The organism is Cypionkella sp. (assembly GCF_030652235.1).
Lineage (GTDB): Bacteria > Pseudomonadota > Alphaproteobacteria > Rhodobacterales > Rhodobacteraceae > Cypionkella.
The window spans coordinates 105,547-122,493 of record NZ_JAUSBA010000044.1; the positions used below are offsets into that span (position 1 = coordinate 105,547).

Here is a 16,947-nt window from a genome sequence, read left to right on the forward strand (position 1 = left end):
GCTGGAGGTCGAAAAGCAAGTCAGACCAGTGGGCGCTTTTCAATGTAATGGCCGTATAGCGTGGTCAAAATTGACAACCCGACCATGGTGACAGGCCAGCCCGCGATCAGTTGCCACAACTGCGCCATCACCCCATAGCCGCCAAACACCGACCAACTGATCAGGTTCACCACCCAAATCGCCAGCGCCATGATCACTGCCAGTTGCAGCAAGGGCCGCCATTCGCCTTTCGTCGCTTCCCAACCCGCCATCAATGGTGGGTTTTGCCCTAATGCCGTGCCCGGCAGCGCCGCCGCCAGCCGCAGGCCAAGGAAAATCATCGGCACCTGCACCATCACGGCGATCAGCAGCATGGCGACAAGCGGCCCGCCCATCATCAAACGTCCAAACAGCGTCCCAACCACCATGCCCAAGATCATCCCAAGCACCAGCAGCAGCAGCCCGATCAGCAGCGATTTGATGAAGTATTGCCCCATCCGCTCACCCATAAACGGGGGCACATAACCCGCGGGAACCTCGCCCAGCAGGACATAGCGATGCCAAGCCACCGCAATCCAGATCCCCGTGATCAGCGACACAACCAGCACCAGAACCACGCCCAGCCCCATACCGCCGCCCATCATCCCCATACCTGTCGAGGCCATAGCCGCGCCCAGCGCCATCGTGATCCCCACCTGCACCAGATACAAAGCCCCTGAAATCTTCAAGGCCGGGCCAAGGTTATCCATCACTTGCCGCAGCGAATGCGAAAAAATCTGCACGCCTTTCATATTGCCCTCCAGACATTAAACCAATGCCGCCATGATTCACCCCAATCCCGCCCTGTCAACCGCCCTGCCTTGCCCTCCCCGTCATTTCCCGATAATCGCGGGCGAAACCCGCAGCGGAGTTCCCCAATGACAGCCAAGCTTGCCCCGAAGAAAGTCGTCCTCGCCTATTCCGGCGGTCTGGATACCTCGATCATCCTGAAATGGCTGCAAACCGAGTATGGTTGCGAGGTGATCACCTTCACCGCCGATCTGGGGCAGGGCGAAGAGTTGGAACCAGCGCGGCAAAAGGCCATTCTGATGGGCATCAAGCCCGAGAATATTCATGTCGTCGACGTGCGCGAAGAATTCGTGCGCGATTTCGTCTTCCCGATGTTCCGGGCCAACGCTTTGTATGAGGGCCTCTATCTGCTTGGCACCTCTATCGCCCGCCCGCTGATCTCGCAGCACCTTGTCCGCATCGCGCATGAAACCGGCGCCGATGCCGTCGCACATGGCGCCACAGGTAAGGGCAACGACCAAGTGCGGTTTGAACTTTCCGCCGCTGCCCTCGACCCCGCCATCAAGGTCATCGCGCCGTGGCGTCTGTGGGATCTGACCAGCCGCACCAAACTGCTGGAATTCGCCGAAGCCAACCAAATTCCAATCGCCAAAGACAAGCGTGGCGAAGCGCCGTTCTCGGTTGATGCCAACCTGCTGCACACCTCGTCCGAAGGCAAAGTGCTGGAGGACCCAGCCGTAGAAGCCCCCGAGTTTGTCTATCAGCGCGTGACCCCGGTGGAAAAAGCTCCTGACACCCCAGAATATGTTGAAATCGGCTTTGAAGCGGGCGACGCCGTCTCGATCAACGGCGAAACGCTCTCCCCCGCCACCATCCTCGCGCGCCTGAACGACATCGGCGGCAAGCATGGCGTCGGGCTGCTCGATCTGGTGGAAAACCGTTTCGTCGGGATGAAATCACGTGGTCTTTACGAGACCCCTGGCGGCACCATCCTGCTGGAAGCCCACCGTGGCATCGAACAGATCACCCTGGATTCCGGCGCGGGCCATCTGAAAGACAGTATTATGCCGCGCTATGCAGAGCTGATCTACAATGGCTTCTGGTTCTCGCCCGAGCGCGAAGCCATGCAGGCGCTGATCGACAAGACCCAAGAATACGTCACTGGCACCGTCCGGGTGAAGCTGTACAAAGGCTCGGCCCGCACCGTCGCGCGCTGGTCAGATTACAGCCTGTATTCCGAAAAACATGTGACCTTTGAAGAAGATGCAGGCGCCTATGATCAGAAAGACGCCGAAGGCTTCATCCGTCTGAACGCCCTGCGCCTGCGTCTGATCGCCAGCCGCAATGCACGGGTTGCGAAGTAAAGCCAAATGCGGCGCGTCAAATCCGATGCGCCGCCAACCTCTTGTAATACGGCAGTGCCTCGGCGGCCAAATCGGCATAGGCGCCGCCCAAATTTGGTAGCGGCCCTTCGGCCCCTTCGAACCCGGTGCTGCGATGCACCGCAGCATACCAATGCGGTGCCCAAGCGCCATCGGCCTCATTTCCCCCCGCAGGCCAGTGCAGCATTTTGCGGGTAAACGGCACCTCAATCGCCGCACACAGCTTGCGCAGCATCACCTCGGGCTTGGCGCGAATATCGTCGCTGTCGATCACCACCGGAGTGCTGTTCGACCAGGCAGCCACCTCGTCAAACAACTCCGCCTGCTGCACAAAGCCGATATCCGCCTGCGTCGTGCCCTCGCGTTTTTTGGCGTAACTCGCCACGACCCGCGCCGGATGCCGGATCAGAAACACATTCGTGCAAGACCGCATCCAGCGCCGATCAAACTGTGGGATCATGTGCAGGGTCATCTGCTTTTGGTAAAACACCGCATTTCCCCCCGGCACCGGGCCTTTGCAGATCGAGGCCACCACGTCAGGGTCAGGCTCATGCGCCGCAATGATCTCGTCGCGCATCGGATGTTCAATCCCAGTGTATTCCAAATAGGCCGAGTAGAACGGCTCGTCCCAAACCGTGCAATCGCCGCGCGCCGCAAAGCTGTACATCATCGCGGTCGATAGATTGCGCGGCCCAGACCACATCGCAATGCGTTTTGCGGCCCCGGTCATGCCCCCACCATCGCCGTGTAAAGCCCGCGAAGCCGTTCCGTCATCGGCCCGATTTGCCCAGATCCGATCACCCGCCCGTCAATAGACCCGACCGGAGTTTGCGCGCCAAACGTCCCGGTCAGAAATGACTCATCCGCCGAATACGTGTCTACAAGGCTGAAATTGCGCTCAAATACCGGAATGTCGTTGGCCCGGCACAGATCAATCACCTTCTGGCGGGTAATGCCATTCATGCAATAATCCCCGGTCGAAGTCCAAACCGCCCCCTTCCTTACGATAAAAAAGTTGCAAGCGTTGGTGGTGTTCACAAAGCCATGCACATCCAGCATCAGCGCCTCATCTGCTCCGGCTTTTTCCGCCGCAATGCAGGCGAGAATGCAGTTCAGCTTGGAATGAGAGTTCAGCTTCGGGTCTTGCGTCATCGGCAAGCCCCGCATGTGCGGCACCGTCGCCAGCCGGATCGGACGGGGTAATTTCTGCCGCGAATGTTCCATGATAATCACCATCGTCGGCCCGCGCTGGCTTAGCTTCGGGTGCTGGAACGGTCGTGTCTTCACCCCCCGCGTCAGCATCAACCGCGCGTGGGCGTCAGTGACCATACCATTGGCCCTTTGCGTCTCTAACACGGCAGAAATCACCTGTTCCGGGGTCATGCCGATATCCAGATCGATTGCCTTCGCCGCCTCAAACAGCCGTTCGACATGCTCGTCCAAAAAGGTCCAGCGCCCGCTATACAGCCGGATGCCCTCCCAAACACCATCGCCCAACATGAAGCCCGAGTCATAAACTGACACCATCGCCTGTGCTTTCGGCACGATGCGCCCGTTCACATAGATCAGAATATCCTCGTTGCGGGCGTCTTCCTCGGCCTGATGGGTGGAAACGTGGTCGGTCATGGCGATCTCCTGTTTGCGCGCTAAGCTATTGCGCCGCTGCTGAAAGGCCAAGGGGGCCATCACCATGGCGTGAGCTCACGGATGGGTGAATTGCTTGGATCGTAGGCAAGCCTCAACCTGACGCAAAGAATTGGAGCCCCAAATGATCCGCCTCGCCCTCGTCCTGATCCTGTTGGCCAGTGCCGCCCAAGCCAAGACGCAAACCGCCATTTTGGCAGGCGGTTGCTTTTGGTGCGTCGAATCGAACTTTGAAAGCGTGCCGGGCGTGAAAGATGTCATCTCTGGCTACACTGGCGGCAACTCGCAAAACCCAACTTATGACGCCCACGAAGGCCATTACGAGGCGGTGAAGATCACCTTTGACGACGCCAAAATCAGCTATTCCGAAGTGATCGACAAATTCCTGCACTCCACCGACGTGGTCGATGCGGGGGGGCAATTCTGTGACCGTGGCAAAGCCTACAGGTCCGCCATTTTCGTCTCTAACACCGCCGAAAAGCAGATCGCCAAGGCTGAAATTGCCAAAGCGCAAATCGCTCTCGGCCAAATCATCGTCACCCCGGTTCTTACCGCAAAAACCTTTTGGCCCGCCGAGGCGTACCACCAAGACTACTACAAAAGCACCGATCTTGTGCTGACGCGTCGCGGCCCGAAAGAAAAGCGCAACGCTTACAAATTCTATCGCGAGTCCTGTGGTCGTGACGCACGCGTCGCACAACTTTGGGGTTCTGGTGCCGAGTTCACTCACTAAAACTTATATAAAATCTGCTTTCATCTTGGCGAAAATATTCGACGGGAGTGCAGGGTGTGAAACCCCGCTCGCCCAATCAAGCATCGCAGCACAAAAGGCTCTAACCCGCACAATTCACCGATTAGGCCCCCGCGCCTACAGTGACGTCATCTCGGCCACAATCGCCCGCGCCGCCGCTGCTGGGTCCGCCGCCTGCCACACCGGACGCCCGACCACGATATGATCCACCCCATCCGCAATCGCTTGGCGTGGTGTGGCCACCCGCTTCTGATCGCCCAAAGACGCCCCCGCAGGCCGCACCCCCGGCGTTACGATCAACTTGCCCACAGCCTGCGGCAAGGCCCGGATCGCCGCGGCTTCCTGAGGCGAGGCAATCACCCCATCCGCCCCAGCCTCCAACGCCCGCGCCGCGCGTTCAATCGTGATCTCACGAATATCTCCCGCCCGGATCAGATTCGCATCCAGATCGCTGCGGTCCAGCGATGTCAAAATCGTCACCGCCAAAATCTTCAATCCGGTCCCGGCCCGCCCCTCTGCCGCCGCCCGCACCACCTGCGGATCGCCATGCACGGTTAGAAAATCCAGATCATATTGCGCAATGCCGCGCACCGCCGCTTCCACAGTCGCGCCGATGTCAAACAACTTCATGTCGAGGAAAATCCGCTTGCCCTGCTCCTGCTTCAGCTCATTGGCCAAAGCAAAGCCGCCGCCGGTCAGCATTCCCAGCCCGATTTTGTAAAACGACACCGCATCGCCCAACCGCGCGGCCAAATCCAGCCCCTGCACGATATTCGGCACATCCAGCGCCACGATCAAACGATCATCAGCAAAATGGGCATCAGGAAAAGGGGCATCCGACATTGCGATCTCCTTGGATTTCGGGCGTCATGCGGCCAACAGAAGGGCCTGTCAAGGAGCGCGCCACATGATCCTAGCCTTCGATATCGGCGGCAGCCGCATCAAAGCGGCCCGCGTGCGCAACGGAACCCTTGAAACCTTGGGCGAAACCGCCACCCCCACGCAGGATTTCGCAGCTTTCACCGCCGCCCTCGCCGCTTTCCACACCCGCGAATCCGCCATAGCGATCTCGATCACCGGAGTCGTCGATCCCACGACAGGCCGCATCAAGGTCGCCAACATCCCCTGTCTGGATGGCCGCAATGTCACCGCCGATTTGCAAGCCGCGCTGAACCGCCCTGTCCTGATCCTGAACGACGCTGATTGCTTTGCTATGGCCGAAGCCTCCTCGGGCGCAGGCAAAGGCCATCGCAACGTCTTCGGCATCATCCTTGGCACCGGGGTCGGCGGCGGTCTTGTGCTGAACGGCCAGATCGTTACTGGGTCGGGCGGTTACGCGGGTGAATGGGGCCACGGCCCCGTCGTCCACGATCCCGCCTTCGCCTGTGGTTGCGGTCAGATCGGCTGCCTTGACACCATCGGCGGCGCGCGTGGGCTAGAACGCCTGCACAAACACCTCAGCGGCCAAGACGCCAGCGCCGAAGCGATCCTGGCCGCATGGAAAACCGCCCCCAGCCCCACCGTCACCCGTTGGCTTGATTTGCTCTCGGGGCAACTGGCGATGGTGGTCAACCTGATCGGGGCTGACATCGTCCCGGTCGGCGGCGGTCTTGCCAACGACCATGCTCTGATCGCCGCGCTTGATACCGCCACCCGCGCCCGCATCCTGCGCCAAACCACAGCCGCTTTGGTCGTTCCCGCCACCGTCTCTGCTGACGCGGGCCTCGCCGGAGCCGCTGCCGCAGGGGAGGCCAAATATGGCTAAAATTTTGCTGGAAGTCTGCGTTGACGACCCCGTGGGCCTGACCGAAGCTGTCGCTGGCGGCGCCGACCGCATCGAACTTTGTGCCGCCCTCGGCCTCGGCGGTCTCACCCCCACGCTTGGCCTGATGCAACTGGCCGCGCAATCCGGCGCTTTGTGCTACCCAATCATCCGCCCGCGATCCGGAGATTTCACCTACACCGTGGCCGAGGTCGAGGTGATGTGCGCCGACATCCGCGCCGCCCGGCAAGCGGGCCTGAAAGGCGTTGTTCTTGGCGCAAGCCACCGCGATGGCCGCCTCAATGAAGCCGTCCTGCGTGTCTTGCTGGACGAGGCAGCAGGGCTAGACACAACGCTGCACCGCTGCATCGATCTTACCCCGAACAAGCTCGAAGCCGTCGCCACAGCCAAGGCCTTGGGCTTCCGCCGCATCCTGACCTCTGGCGGTGCCTTAACCGCCGACAATGGCACAGAAACGCTGAAAGCCATGATGCAAATCGCAGGCCATGACCTGATCATCATGCCCGGCTCGGGCATCTCGGTGGAAACCCTGCCAAAACTATCCCACCTTGGCTTGCGCGAACTCCACGCCTCCTGCTCCAGCCCGCTGCCCAGCGGCGGCGAAGCGCTCGCCTTCGGCTTCCAATCCGGCAGCGAAAAGCGCACAGACAGGGCGAAGGTTGCGGCGCTGAAAGCGGTTTTGGCAGCTCTAACGCGGTAGTTCAGGCCACAGATAGCGCCGATCGCACATCATTGCGGGCAAAACCCTTTCAGAAATACAGCAACGGGCAGTCGCGTTCCGGCGCGACTTCATAAGCAAAGCAAAGCAATTGCAAGAGCTCAGCCCTGCCGGATAATCCCTCTTGCCGCATTGCGCATAGCTCGGTTCAATTCGGCGGGCCGCCGCCGCACTGACCAAGACGATCTCAAAGCCCAGACCCTCGATCAGCCGCGTCATTTCCGGCCCAATCGCGCCGCGCGGCGACAATCAGCCCCTCCGTGACCGTCGCGGCGGATATCAACAGATCGCCGGATTATTTCAGCCCGCCATGCAAACCTTGGCCTGCGGCCTCAATCTCCACGACTATTTTCACAAAGCTGAACGCAAGCACGTCGTCCAAACGCCCTATTTCTTAACAAATCCTTAAATCAAACACCTTATCTCATTGATTATAAACACATAAAAAATGTCCCGAGTTGGGACCATCCCCTCACCGGATCAAGATCGCCCGAAAATCATTCACATTGGTCCCGGTCGGCCCCGGCGCATACAGATCCCCCAAAGCCTCAAAGGCCGCATAGGCATCATTCCCCGCAAGCAGCGCCGCAGGGTCCAGCCCCAGCCCCCGCAGTCGGGCCATCGAGGCCCCATCCGCGAAGGCCCCGGCATTGTCTTCCGAGCCGTCGATCCCATCCGTATCCGCCGCCAAGGCCGCAAAACCCACCCCCTCCGCCGCCAAAGCCAAAGCCAGCAAAAACTCCGAGTTCCGCCCGCCCCGCCCTTTGCCTCGCAAAGTCACCGTGGTCTCGCCGCCCGACAAAATCACCACAGGCCGCTGAAATGGCCGGTCCCGGCTGGCCACCTCGCGCGCAATCGCGGCATGAACCCGGCCTACATCCCGCGCCTCGCCCTCAATCGCGTCCGACAAGATCACCGCAGGCACGCTCGACCGCGCCGCCGCCGCCTCCAGACTGATCCGCGCCGAGGCGATCACCCGCACCTCATGCTCCGCGAAGACCGGGTCGGCAGGGTCAGGTGCGCGCCCGTCTTCCCCCGCCAACCAAGCCGCCACCCTCGCAGGCAGTTCAATTCGCCAAGCTGCAACCATTGCCCGCGCGTCCTCACGCGAAACCCGGTCCGGCACCGTCGGCCCGGAGGCCACCTGTGCTGGATCATCCCCCGGCACGTCCGACACCACCAAGGAAATCACCCGCGCCGGATAACTCGCCGCCGCCAACCGCCCGCCCTTGATGCCCGACACCTGCTTTCTGATCGCGTTCATCACCGAAATCGGCGCGCCCGAGGCCAGCAAAGCCCGGTTCAGCCCGGCCTCATCCTCCAGCGTCAAATCCCCCGGCGGGCAGGGCAGCAAAGCCGAGCCGCCACCGCAGATCAAAGCCACCACCAGATCATCCGCCGAAAGTCCCCGCACCGCCTCAAACAGCGCCGCCGAGGCTACCAATCCCGCCTGATCCGGCACAGGATGCGCTGATTCCAGCACTTCTATCCGCTTGGTGGCACAGCCATAGCCGTAGCGGGTCACCACCACGCCCTCGAGCGGCCCGTCCCACAATGCCTCAAACGCCGCCGCCAGTTGTGCCGCCCCTTTGCCCGCCCCGATCACCACGACACGACCCTTTGGACGGGCAGGCAGATGGGCGCGCAGGGCCTGAGTGGGGTCAGCGGCGCGGACGGCGGTGCTGAACAACCGGGTCAGAAAGGCGCGATCTTCGGGATTCATGGCACCGCGACGTCAAACACGAACACCCCCTCCGCGCCGCCTTCTGTGGCAGCCACGATCTTCGCCCCGATGGCCTGATGGGCGGGGTGAACCAGATAGGCGTCGCGCACCGCCGTGTCACGAAAATCGAACCAGAATACATCATCAAACCCACGCGACAGCGGCTCAACGGTGACGTTTCGCGAAGCGTGGAATGACAGGATACCATCTATCTGCGATTTCAACCCGGCCAGCGCCGCATAGAGATCATCTTTGGTTTGCTGAGATGTGCCAGCCGGAAAGCGCAGCGCGACGATATGGCGGATCATGTTTGGCCTTTTAAGTAGAGGTTGGCGAGTGTTCTTGAACAACAGGCGTTTGGCAGATCATCTGATCGCGCCTCGGGCTTGCCCGCAAGTGTTTTGGACAGCTTACCGAGCGTTGAATGGAACAGCCCGCCCCTGTGCACAAGGACGGGCTACTTTGGTTTCGCAAAGCGGGGTGTTTAATGCACCACGGCCTGCGCTGGACGCTCTCGCCGAGACGCTGACACCCGGTCACCGATGATCAAGCCATCCGCCCCGGCGCTGACCTTGATCGTGGCGCCATCCAGCACGTCGCCCGACAGGATCATCTCGGCCAGCGGGTTTTGCAGGTGGTTCTGAATCACCCGTTTCAACGGCCGCGCGCCGAACACCGGATCGTAGCCTTCATCGGCCAGCCAAGCCTTCGCCTGCGGGTCCAGATCCAGCGTGATCTTGCGACCCACCAGACGGGCCTCAAGTTTGCGCAACTGTATTTCCACGATACCCGCCATATCGGCGCGGTTCAGACGATCAAAGATGATCTGCTCGTCCAGACGATTAAGGAATTCCGGGCGGAAATGCTGCCGCACGGCTTCCATCACCTGCGCCCGCGCGCCCAATTGATCGGCACCTTCCGGCAGTTCCGACAACGCCCGCGCGCCCAAATTGCTGGTCAAGATGATCAGCGTTTGCTTGAAGCTGACGGTGCGGCCTTGCCCGTCGGTCAGCATGCCATCGTCCAGCACCTGCAACAGCACGTTGAACACATCGGGGTGGGCCTTTTCCACCTCGTCGAACAGCACCACCTGATAGGGGCGACGACGGACGGCTTCGGTCAACACGCCGCCTTCGTCATAGCCGACATAGCCAGGAGGCGCGCCGATCAGGCGGGAAACCGAGTGTTTCTCCATGAATTCGGACATATCAATCCGCACCATCGCCGCGTCGTCGTCGAACAGATATTCGGCGACGGCTTTGGTCAGTTCGGTTTTACCCACCCCGGTTGGCCCAAGGAACAGGAAGCTGCCCAAAGGCCGCCCCTCGTCATTCAGCCCTGCGCGGGCACGGCGGACAGCGTTGGCCACGGCGGTGACGGCGGCTTGCTGGCCGATCACCCGTTTGCCGAGTTCCTCCTCCATCTTCAGCAGCTTCTCACGCTCGCCTTCCAGCATTTTGGCGACGGGAATCCCGGTCCAGCGCTCCACCACTTCGGCGATTTGTTCCGGACGGACGGCTTCGGACACCAGAAGATCGCCTTCACGGGCTTCGGCTTCGGCCAGCTTCTTTTCCAGACCGGGAATGATGCCGTAGCTGAGTTCACCCGCGCGGCCCAGATTACCATCGCGTTTGACCTGATCCAGCTCGGCGCGGAAGCGGTCGAGTTGCTCTTTCAGATCGCGACCGACTTCCAGCTTGTCGCGTTCGTCCTGCCATTTGGCCGTCATCGCATCGGATTGTTCGAGAAGGTTCGACAGTTCCTTTTCCAGCTTTTCAAGGCGGTCTTTGGAGGCGTTGTCATCTTCCTTCTTCAGAGCCTCGCCTTCGATTTGCAGTTGCAAGATCTGCCGATCCAACTGATCGAGTTCTTCGGGTTTGCTGTCCACTTCCATCCGCAGACGGGAAGCGGCTTCGTCCATCAGGTCGATGGCCTTGTCGGGCAGGAAGCGATCAGTGATGTAGCGGTGCGACAGCGTGGCCGCTGCGACCAAAGCCGAGTCGCTGATGCGAACACCGTGGTGCAGTTCGTATTTTTCCTTGATGCCGCGCAAGATCGAAATGGTGTCTTCAACCGTGGGTTCGCTGACCATGACGGGCTGGAAGCGCCGGGCCAAAGCAGCGTCTTTCTCGACATATTTGCGATATTCATCAAGGGTCGTCGCCCCAACGCAATGCAACTCGCCCCGCGCCAGCGCCGGTTTGATCAGATTGGCGGCGTCCATCGCGCCATCGGATTTGCCTGCGCCAACCAGCGTGTGCATCTCATCAATGAACAGGATGATATCGCCATTCGCGGCGGTGACTTCGTTCAGAACGCCCTTCAAACGCTCCTCAAACTCGCCGCGATATTTTGCGCCTGCGATCAAAGCGCCCATATCCAGCGCCATCAGCTTCTTGTTGCGCAGGCTCTCCGGCACGTCGCCATTGACGATTCGCAAGGCTAGACCTTCGGCGATTGCGGTTTTACCGACGCCAGGTTCGCCGATCAGCACCGGATTGTTCTTCGTGCGGCGCGACAAAACCTGCATGGCACGGCGAATTTCTTCGTCACGGCCAATGATCGGGTCGATTTTGCCTTGCTCGGCAGCCTCGGTCAGATCGCGGGCGTATTTCTTCAGCGCGTCATAGGTTTCCTCGGCGGAGGCAGAATCCGCCGTACGGCCTTTCCGGATATCATTGATCGCAGAGTTCAGTTTTTGCGGGCTGACAGCGCCCGCGTCCAACGCATCCTTGGCGGCGGATTTCACCATACCCAGCGCCATGAGCAGGCGTTCGACCGGAACAAACGAATCGCCGGCTTTCTTGGCCAGCTTTTCCGCCTCATCCAGCACTTTCACCAGACCAGGGTCCATGTAGGGCTGCGCATCACCGGACACTTTCGGCAGCTTTCCCATCGTCAGTGCGAGTAATTCCATTACGCGCGCAGGTTCCCCGCCAGCGCGGCGGATCAGGTTGCTCGCAAGCCCCTGATCATCGTCCATAATGGCTTTCAGCAGATGCTCGGGTGCCAGCCGCTGATGGCTTTCCCGCATGGCAATGGTTTGCGCCGCTTGGATGAAACCACGCGACCGCTCCGTGAATTTCTCTAAATTCATCGGTAACACTCCTTTTGCTAAGCGCCCCAGCGATGCCCGAATCTTCAGCACATCGGCGGTGGCCTTGTGCGATATTTGGGGAGACGATGGTCGCTTTGCAATGCTGTAGATCAAGGACAGCGTGCCAAATTTGTGCAGGGTTGGAGCAGATACCAACAGGAATCCGCCGATTGGGGCGGATGGGGTCGGCACGATGCCGCCCGTTCCGGTTCTTACAACCAGAAGTGTGCTGAACGGTCTTGCCCTGCGACCAGTTTGCAGCCCAATCGGAAACCAGAACAAGAGTAAGGCGGCGCAGATGCAGGATATTTTGCAGGTATTGATCCATAAAGCTCCGGTGCAAGAGTTGAAGCTGCATATCGGCAAAAGTGGCTTGTGTATTGGCGATGCAGCAGAGTTGCACCTGCAACCCGATGGCAAGATTGGAATTTTTGCGCAGGCAAAAAGACCACTGCTGGGCATCTTGCCGCGCCGCAGCTTGCGACATTTGGGCCAGCTTGGGCCAGCAGCAACCGCCGTTATGACCGAGCCCTTGCGGCACAGCGATCATTTGCGCGTCCGAATCGTCGGTTTGACGCCAGAGCATCTTTCGCCAAGCGGCGCGGCAGAGGTCTATATTTCGGTCTGGAGCAACACCCATCGCAAGATGGGCGTGCGGCCCGCTGCTCCGGTTACGGCGGGCCGGGTTCAGGGCTTGTAACGCACATAGGCAAAGGCGTGTGAATCCGGTGCCCAGTTCGGCACGTTCATGCTGCCTTGGCCGCCAGTGAACTCCAAAATCCGGCGACGGTTTTGGCCTTGGGGGTCACTGAGGCAAAGTGCGACAGGCAAGTTTGCCGGGTGACCCAAGGTGCCGGGCGGGTAGGCCAGATACAGCAGATGCTGGCCATCCGGCGAGGGATGCGGGAACCAGTTGACGTATTCATCCGCAAACAGCTTGCGCTGCCCCGTGCCATCCGCCGCCATCACCCAGATTTGCGCGTGGCCGTCACGGTCGCAGTTGTAGTAGATCTGGGAGCCATCGGTCGAAAAGTCCGGCCCGTCGCAATGGCCTTCCCCCATTGTCAACTTCGACTCAACGCCGCCCAACGTCAGGGTGTAGACGTCGATCACCTTCTTCTCTCCCCGCGCAGCAACATAGGCGAGCACCTTGCTGTCCGGTGACCAGCCATGCCACCAACTTGGGGCCTCGGGGGAAATCCTGGTCGGATCGCCCCCCGTGGCAGGCAGCAGATAAATTTGCGAGCCTCGGCCCTCGTGATGAGAGGAAATCACGATCTGGTTGCCATCTGGGCTGATGCCATGGTCGTTGTTCAGCTTTGCCGCCACGCCCGTTTCCACCGGGACCATTTCGGGGGTCGCAAGGGCCACACGAAACAGCCGCCCCTCGGCATTGATCAACAGGCTCTTGCCGGAAGGGTCCCAATTCGGCGCCTCGATATGTCGTTCGGTCTCTAGCAGCACCCGAGAGGTTGCACTGGAAAGATCGTAGATTTCCAGAAAACTACGCATCACAAACCTTTCAAGCAAGGCGTAAGGTGGGGTTTCACCCCACCGCGTGGATCAACCGGCGGATCGGTGGATTGCACCCACTTTACCCACGTTCCTTAGGTGTCAGCAATTTCTTCGGCCGCAGCGCCTCGGCGGCTTTGAACAGCCCGAAGGTCTGGTTGACGTAATTCACCACGCCACCAATCTGCTCCAGATACTTTTGCAATTCCGGGGTTTTCTCGGCCTCAATTACCTGCACCGGACGATCCGGCCCTTCGGCTTCAAACTGGCAATAAAACAAAGGCTCGCCACGCTTCAGGATAATGTCTTTCGCCGGCTCGTGCCATTCAAACGCCCACATCAGCGGGCGCGGCCAGATGTTCATCGGGAAACGCCCGCCAAAGATCGTGCCGGGCAGCTGTTCGCGGCGGTAATGCGCGAAGGCGGAAAGCTGGGTGATATAGACCAGCTCATCGGCGATAAAGCAGTAAGGCAGCGACATTTGCACCGTGGGGCGATCTGGGTAGCGCCATTCGGCCTCGGAAACCAGGGTCATCACCTCACCCAGTTTGTTAGCACGGATGGTCGAGGCTGCCCCGGCCCGGTTGATCAGATGCGGCTTGCCCTTGTCATCGCGGCCAAAACCAAGGTGCATGTCAAACGGGCATTTGATCATGAAATAGCGGCTTTCCAACTGGATCACCGCCGGGCAACGGCTGGCTGATTTGGCATGGGCCTTATTGGTTTGGCGAAACAGCACCCGCTCGGGCGGATCATACATCACCGCACCTTTGTCTTGCGTCAGAAACCAGCCGATGGTCACCGGGCCAGATTTTGGGCCTTCTTCGGGGCGATCAAAGGTCAGGTTGATATCCATGCGCGAGCCTTTCGTTTTCGCCAGATTCGGCGGAAAGCCGTCGGCTGTCAATCGGTGGCGCGGACCAGTTGCGACCCGGCCTGCGGTGACAGCTTGGCCAAGATCACCGCTGAAGATAGCGACAGCAAGGCGATCACGATGAACACGATGGGGAAGTTGCCCAGATCGGTGGCCGAAGTGCCACGCATCCAGCCCGCACCTTCCAGCGTCATCGCGGCCAAGGTGATGCCGATAGAGCCGGAGAGTTGCTGCAGAACAGCGGTGAAAGAGGTGGCCGAGGATAGGCGTTCCGAGGGCACCTCCGCGTAGGCGATAGCATTGACGGATGTGAATTGCAGGGATCGCGACAGGCCGCCGACAAACAGCACCCCCAACATCAGCAGCCACGGGGTTTGCGGGGTAAAGCTGGCGGGGGCGAGGATGAATACCGAAGAAATCAGCGTGTTGACCATCAGCACCCGACGGAAGCCAAAGCGGCGCAGGATCGGCTGGGCTGCAAATTTTAACACCAGCGCGCCGATGCCAGAGGCGAAGGTGATCATGCCGGATTGGAATGGGTTTAGCCCGAAACCAAGTTGCAGCATCAGGGGCAGTAGGAATGGCAGGGCTCCAACCCCGACGCGGAACAGGGTGCCTGCGGTGACGGAAATGCGGAAGGTGGGAAGGGCCAGCAGGCGCAGGTCGACCATAGGTTCTGCGGTGCGCAGGGCGTGCCGGACGTAGAGGGCGATCAGGCCGGCACCCGTGGCGGTCAAGCCGAACACGGCCAGCGGGGTGGCGAGGCTGAGGCCCATCAGCGTCGCTCCGGTTAAGAACCCTGCAAGGCCGGGGCCGAGCAGGAGGAAACCTGCGCTGTCAAAGCGGCGCGGTTCAGGCTCGCGCAGGTCGGGGATGAACAGGGTGGCAAGGATCACGCCCAGCACCGCGATCGGGATGTTGATCCAGAAGATCCAGCGCCAGTCCCAGTATGTGGTGATGTAGCCGCCCAAAGGGGGGCCGAGCACCGGGCCCAGCAGGGCCGGCACGGTCAGCCACGCCAACGCGCCGACGAGGCCAGCGCGGGGGGTGCCGCGCAGCACGATCAGGCGACCGACTGGGGTCATCATCGAGCCGCCCAAGCCTTGCAGGGCGCGGGCGGCGACGAGTTCGATCAGGTTGGTGGAAAGGGCGCAGGTGATCGAGCCTAGGGCAAACACGACGATTGCCGCGCGGAATATTTTACGCGCCCCGAACCGGTCGGCCATCCAGCCCGAGGCGGGGATGAAGACGGCGAGGGCGAGCAGGTAGGTGGTGAGGACCAGCTTCAGATGGATCGGATCGGAGTTCAGATTCTTCGCAATCTGAGGCAGGGAGGTGGAGAGGACGGAGCTGTCAATATTCTCCATCAGCAGGGCTGTCGCGACGATCAGTGGGAGGATGCGCGCGGAGGCCATGGCGGGACAATCCCCCAAGCTTCGGGCGGGTGCAAGGGCGGTTCGGAGGGGCGGCACGCGGTTGTGAAGGGGGTGGGATTTGGGGTTTTGGGTATGGTCCCGAGTTGGGACCTTGGGTTTATGTTTTGGGATCAGGGGGTTACGAATTTTTTAATTAAGGGTTAACCAGTTTCCGGGGGTGGGTTTGGGGAAGCAGTGGCGAAACTGCTTTGTTACCGCGCATGATGTGACAGGCCAACCTGATCATTCGCAGAGCGCAAGAAGAATCTTTCGCGTATTGAAGCAAGTATGCATAAACAAAATGCGGTGTGGTTCGCCTCCTCGCGCTTAGCCGATAAAATGTTGAAGGTGATGAATGAAACTTTTCCCTCAAGATAGCGACGTTGTTCTTTATGAAACGGGGTTCGACGATGATATACTTGAACGTAATTTGATTTCAAAACAGCTATCGGACCTCGTTGATAGTATAGAGAATCCAATAGTCCTTGCGCTTGATGACCGATGGGGTTCTGGAAAAACCTACTTTATAAAGAGATGGGTTGCAGCACATAAAAACGAAAATGGCGGTAGCGCTGTCACTGTCTACTTTGACGCATTCGAAAGCGACTATCTGTCAGATCCTCTTGTCTCTATTATCGCTGCAATAAGCGAGCGCATCCCAAAGAAACAACAAACAACACTCAAAAAATGGAAAACGGTTGCCACAAAACTTGCCAAGCCAACATTCGGGATCGCTCTTTCAGTCGCAACTTTTGGCGCTAAAGCAGCATCTTGACGAAATCGGTGACGTTCTTGCGGGTGCAGTGAGTTCCGAAGTAAGAGACTCAGCTAAAAACCTATGGACCGTTGAAAAGGAACGCAAAGATGCGGTGAAATCGTTTAAAGAACTATTGGTTAAACTGACCGAAGATGAAGTTTCGCCAATCGTTATTGTAATTGATGAGTTGGACCGCTGCCGACCAGACTATGCGCTATCGGTTTTGGAGGTTATCAAGCACTTCTTTGCAGTCCCAAAGGTTCACTTTATACTTGGGATCAATGGCGTTGCCCTCGAAAACAGTGTGAAGGCAAGATATGGCGCTGAGATGGATGCCGAGAGCTATCTGCGAAAATTTATTAACGTGTCCTTTTCGCTTCCACGGGTAATCCCCCCCGAAAGTAAGGGGCTGCATAAGTAGAATTTTCTCGGTAATATGAACGAGGAGATTCCGAATGAAGACAAGCAGATACACTGAGGCGCAGATCCTCGCGATCCTGCGTCAGGCTGAAGGCGGGATGCC

General features: G+C 59.5%; 17 protein-coding genes. 7 read left to right on the top strand and 10 right to left on the bottom strand.

Translation table 11 applies throughout. The features are described from left to right. Positions 1-20: 20 nt before the first annotated feature. Positions 21-770: a hypothetical protein gene (locus tag Q7V03_RS15350; RefSeq protein WP_304926471.1), complete on the bottom strand. Its 750-nt coding sequence runs from the start codon at positions 768-770 to the stop codon at positions 21-23. Positions 771-896: 126 nt separating this feature from the next. On the opposite strand from Q7V03_RS15350, the gene Q7V03_RS15355 reads away from it, so the two are divergent. Further along, entirely contained in the window at positions 897-2,132 is a 1,236-nt protein-coding gene (locus Q7V03_RS15355) for an argininosuccinate synthase (RefSeq protein ID WP_304926472.1), read from the top strand. 16 nt (positions 2,133-2,148) lie between these two features. Here the strand turns inward: Q7V03_RS15355 and Q7V03_RS15360 are convergent, their stop codons facing one another. Beyond that, a complete protein-coding gene (locus tag Q7V03_RS15360; protein ID WP_304926489.1) occupies positions 2,149-2,853 on the bottom strand; it encodes an HAD family hydrolase in 705 nt (234 codons plus the stop codon). 23 nt (positions 2,854-2,876) lie between these two features. Continuing rightward, a complete protein-coding gene (locus Q7V03_RS15365; protein ID WP_304926473.1) occupies positions 2,877-3,776 on the bottom strand; it encodes a D-amino acid aminotransferase in 900 nt (299 codons plus the stop codon). Positions 3,777-3,918: 142 nt separating this feature from the next. On the opposite strand from Q7V03_RS15365, the gene msrA reads away from it, so the two are divergent. After that, positions 3,919-4,527 carry a peptide-methionine (S)-S-oxide reductase MsrA gene (msrA, locus tag Q7V03_RS15370; protein WP_304926474.1) on the top strand — a complete coding sequence of 203 codons (609 nt, stop codon included), beginning with the start codon at positions 3,919-3,921 and terminating at the stop codon, positions 4,525-4,527. A 135-nt stretch (positions 4,528-4,662) separates the two neighbouring features. On the opposite strand, the gene pyrF is transcribed toward msrA, so the two are convergent. After that, entirely contained in the window at positions 4,663-5,388 is a 726-nt protein-coding gene (gene pyrF / locus Q7V03_RS15375) for an orotidine-5'-phosphate decarboxylase (protein WP_304926475.1), read from the bottom strand. Positions 5,389-5,452: 64 nt separating this feature from the next. Here pyrF and Q7V03_RS15380 point away from each other — a divergent pair, with 64 nt between their 5' ends. Continuing rightward, positions 5,453-6,310 carry an ROK family protein gene (locus tag Q7V03_RS15380; protein WP_304926476.1) on the top strand — a complete coding sequence of 286 codons (858 nt, stop codon included), beginning with the start codon at positions 5,453-5,455 and terminating at the stop codon, positions 6,308-6,310. Next, a complete protein-coding gene (locus tag Q7V03_RS15385) occupies positions 6,303-7,028 on the top strand; it encodes a copper homeostasis protein CutC (protein WP_304926477.1) in 726 nt (241 codons plus the stop codon). The genes Q7V03_RS15380 and Q7V03_RS15385 overlap by 8 nt, the downstream gene beginning before the upstream one ends. A gap of 490 nt (positions 7,029-7,518) precedes the next feature. Here the strand turns inward: Q7V03_RS15385 and Q7V03_RS15390 are convergent, their stop codons facing one another. From Q7V03_RS15390 to clpB, 3 genes are all read right to left on the bottom strand, one after another. Next, positions 7,519-8,769 carry a glycerate kinase gene (locus Q7V03_RS15390; protein ID WP_304926478.1) on the bottom strand — a complete coding sequence of 417 codons (1,251 nt, stop codon included), beginning with the start codon at positions 8,767-8,769 and terminating at the stop codon, positions 7,519-7,521. Next, positions 8,766-9,077 carry a Dabb family protein gene (locus Q7V03_RS15395; protein ID WP_054006816.1) on the bottom strand — a complete coding sequence of 104 codons (312 nt, stop codon included), beginning with the start codon at positions 9,075-9,077 and terminating at the stop codon, positions 8,766-8,768. Before Q7V03_RS15395 ends, Q7V03_RS15390 begins: the two co-directional genes overlap by 4 nt. Positions 9,078-9,253: 176 nt before the next feature. Next, positions 9,254-11,866, bottom strand: a complete 2,613-nt coding sequence (gene clpB, locus Q7V03_RS15400; protein ID WP_304926479.1) for an ATP-dependent chaperone ClpB — start codon at positions 11,864-11,866, stop codon at positions 9,254-9,256. Positions 11,867-12,164: 298 nt separating this feature from the next. On the opposite strand from clpB, the gene Q7V03_RS15405 reads away from it, so the two are divergent. Beyond that, on the top strand, positions 12,165-12,566 hold the full coding sequence (locus Q7V03_RS15405; protein ID WP_304926480.1) for a hypothetical protein: 402 nt from the start codon (positions 12,165-12,167) through the stop codon (positions 12,564-12,566). On the opposite strand, the gene Q7V03_RS15410 is transcribed toward Q7V03_RS15405, so the two are convergent. The 3 genes from Q7V03_RS15410 to Q7V03_RS15420 form a co-directional block, all read right to left on the bottom strand. Beyond that, complete coding sequence (locus Q7V03_RS15410) at positions 12,554-13,378, bottom strand: hypothetical protein (protein ID WP_304926481.1); 825 nt, start codon at positions 13,376-13,378, stop codon at positions 12,554-12,556. The two genes, Q7V03_RS15405 and Q7V03_RS15410, sit on opposite strands and share 13 nt — an antisense overlap. Positions 13,379-13,460: 82 nt before the next feature. After that, positions 13,461-14,234, bottom strand: coding sequence for a hypothetical protein (locus Q7V03_RS15415; protein WP_304926482.1), 774 nt, complete (start codon positions 14,232-14,234; stop codon positions 13,461-13,463). A 47-nt stretch (positions 14,235-14,281) separates the two neighbouring features. After that, positions 14,282-15,667 carry a DHA2 family efflux MFS transporter permease subunit gene (locus tag Q7V03_RS15420; RefSeq protein WP_304926483.1) on the bottom strand — a complete coding sequence of 462 codons (1,386 nt, stop codon included), beginning with the start codon at positions 15,665-15,667 and terminating at the stop codon, positions 14,282-14,284. 355 nt (positions 15,668-16,022) lie between these two features. On the opposite strand from Q7V03_RS15420, the gene Q7V03_RS15425 reads away from it, so the two are divergent. Further along, entirely contained in the window at positions 16,023-16,442 is a 420-nt protein-coding gene (locus tag Q7V03_RS15425; RefSeq protein ID WP_304926484.1) for a P-loop NTPase fold protein, read from the top strand. Further along, positions 16,420-16,845, top strand: a complete 426-nt coding sequence (locus Q7V03_RS15430) for a P-loop NTPase fold protein (protein ID WP_304926485.1) — start codon at positions 16,420-16,422, stop codon at positions 16,843-16,845. The genes Q7V03_RS15425 and Q7V03_RS15430 overlap by 23 nt, the downstream gene beginning before the upstream one ends. The last annotated feature ends 102 nt before the right edge of the window (positions 16,846-16,947 follow it).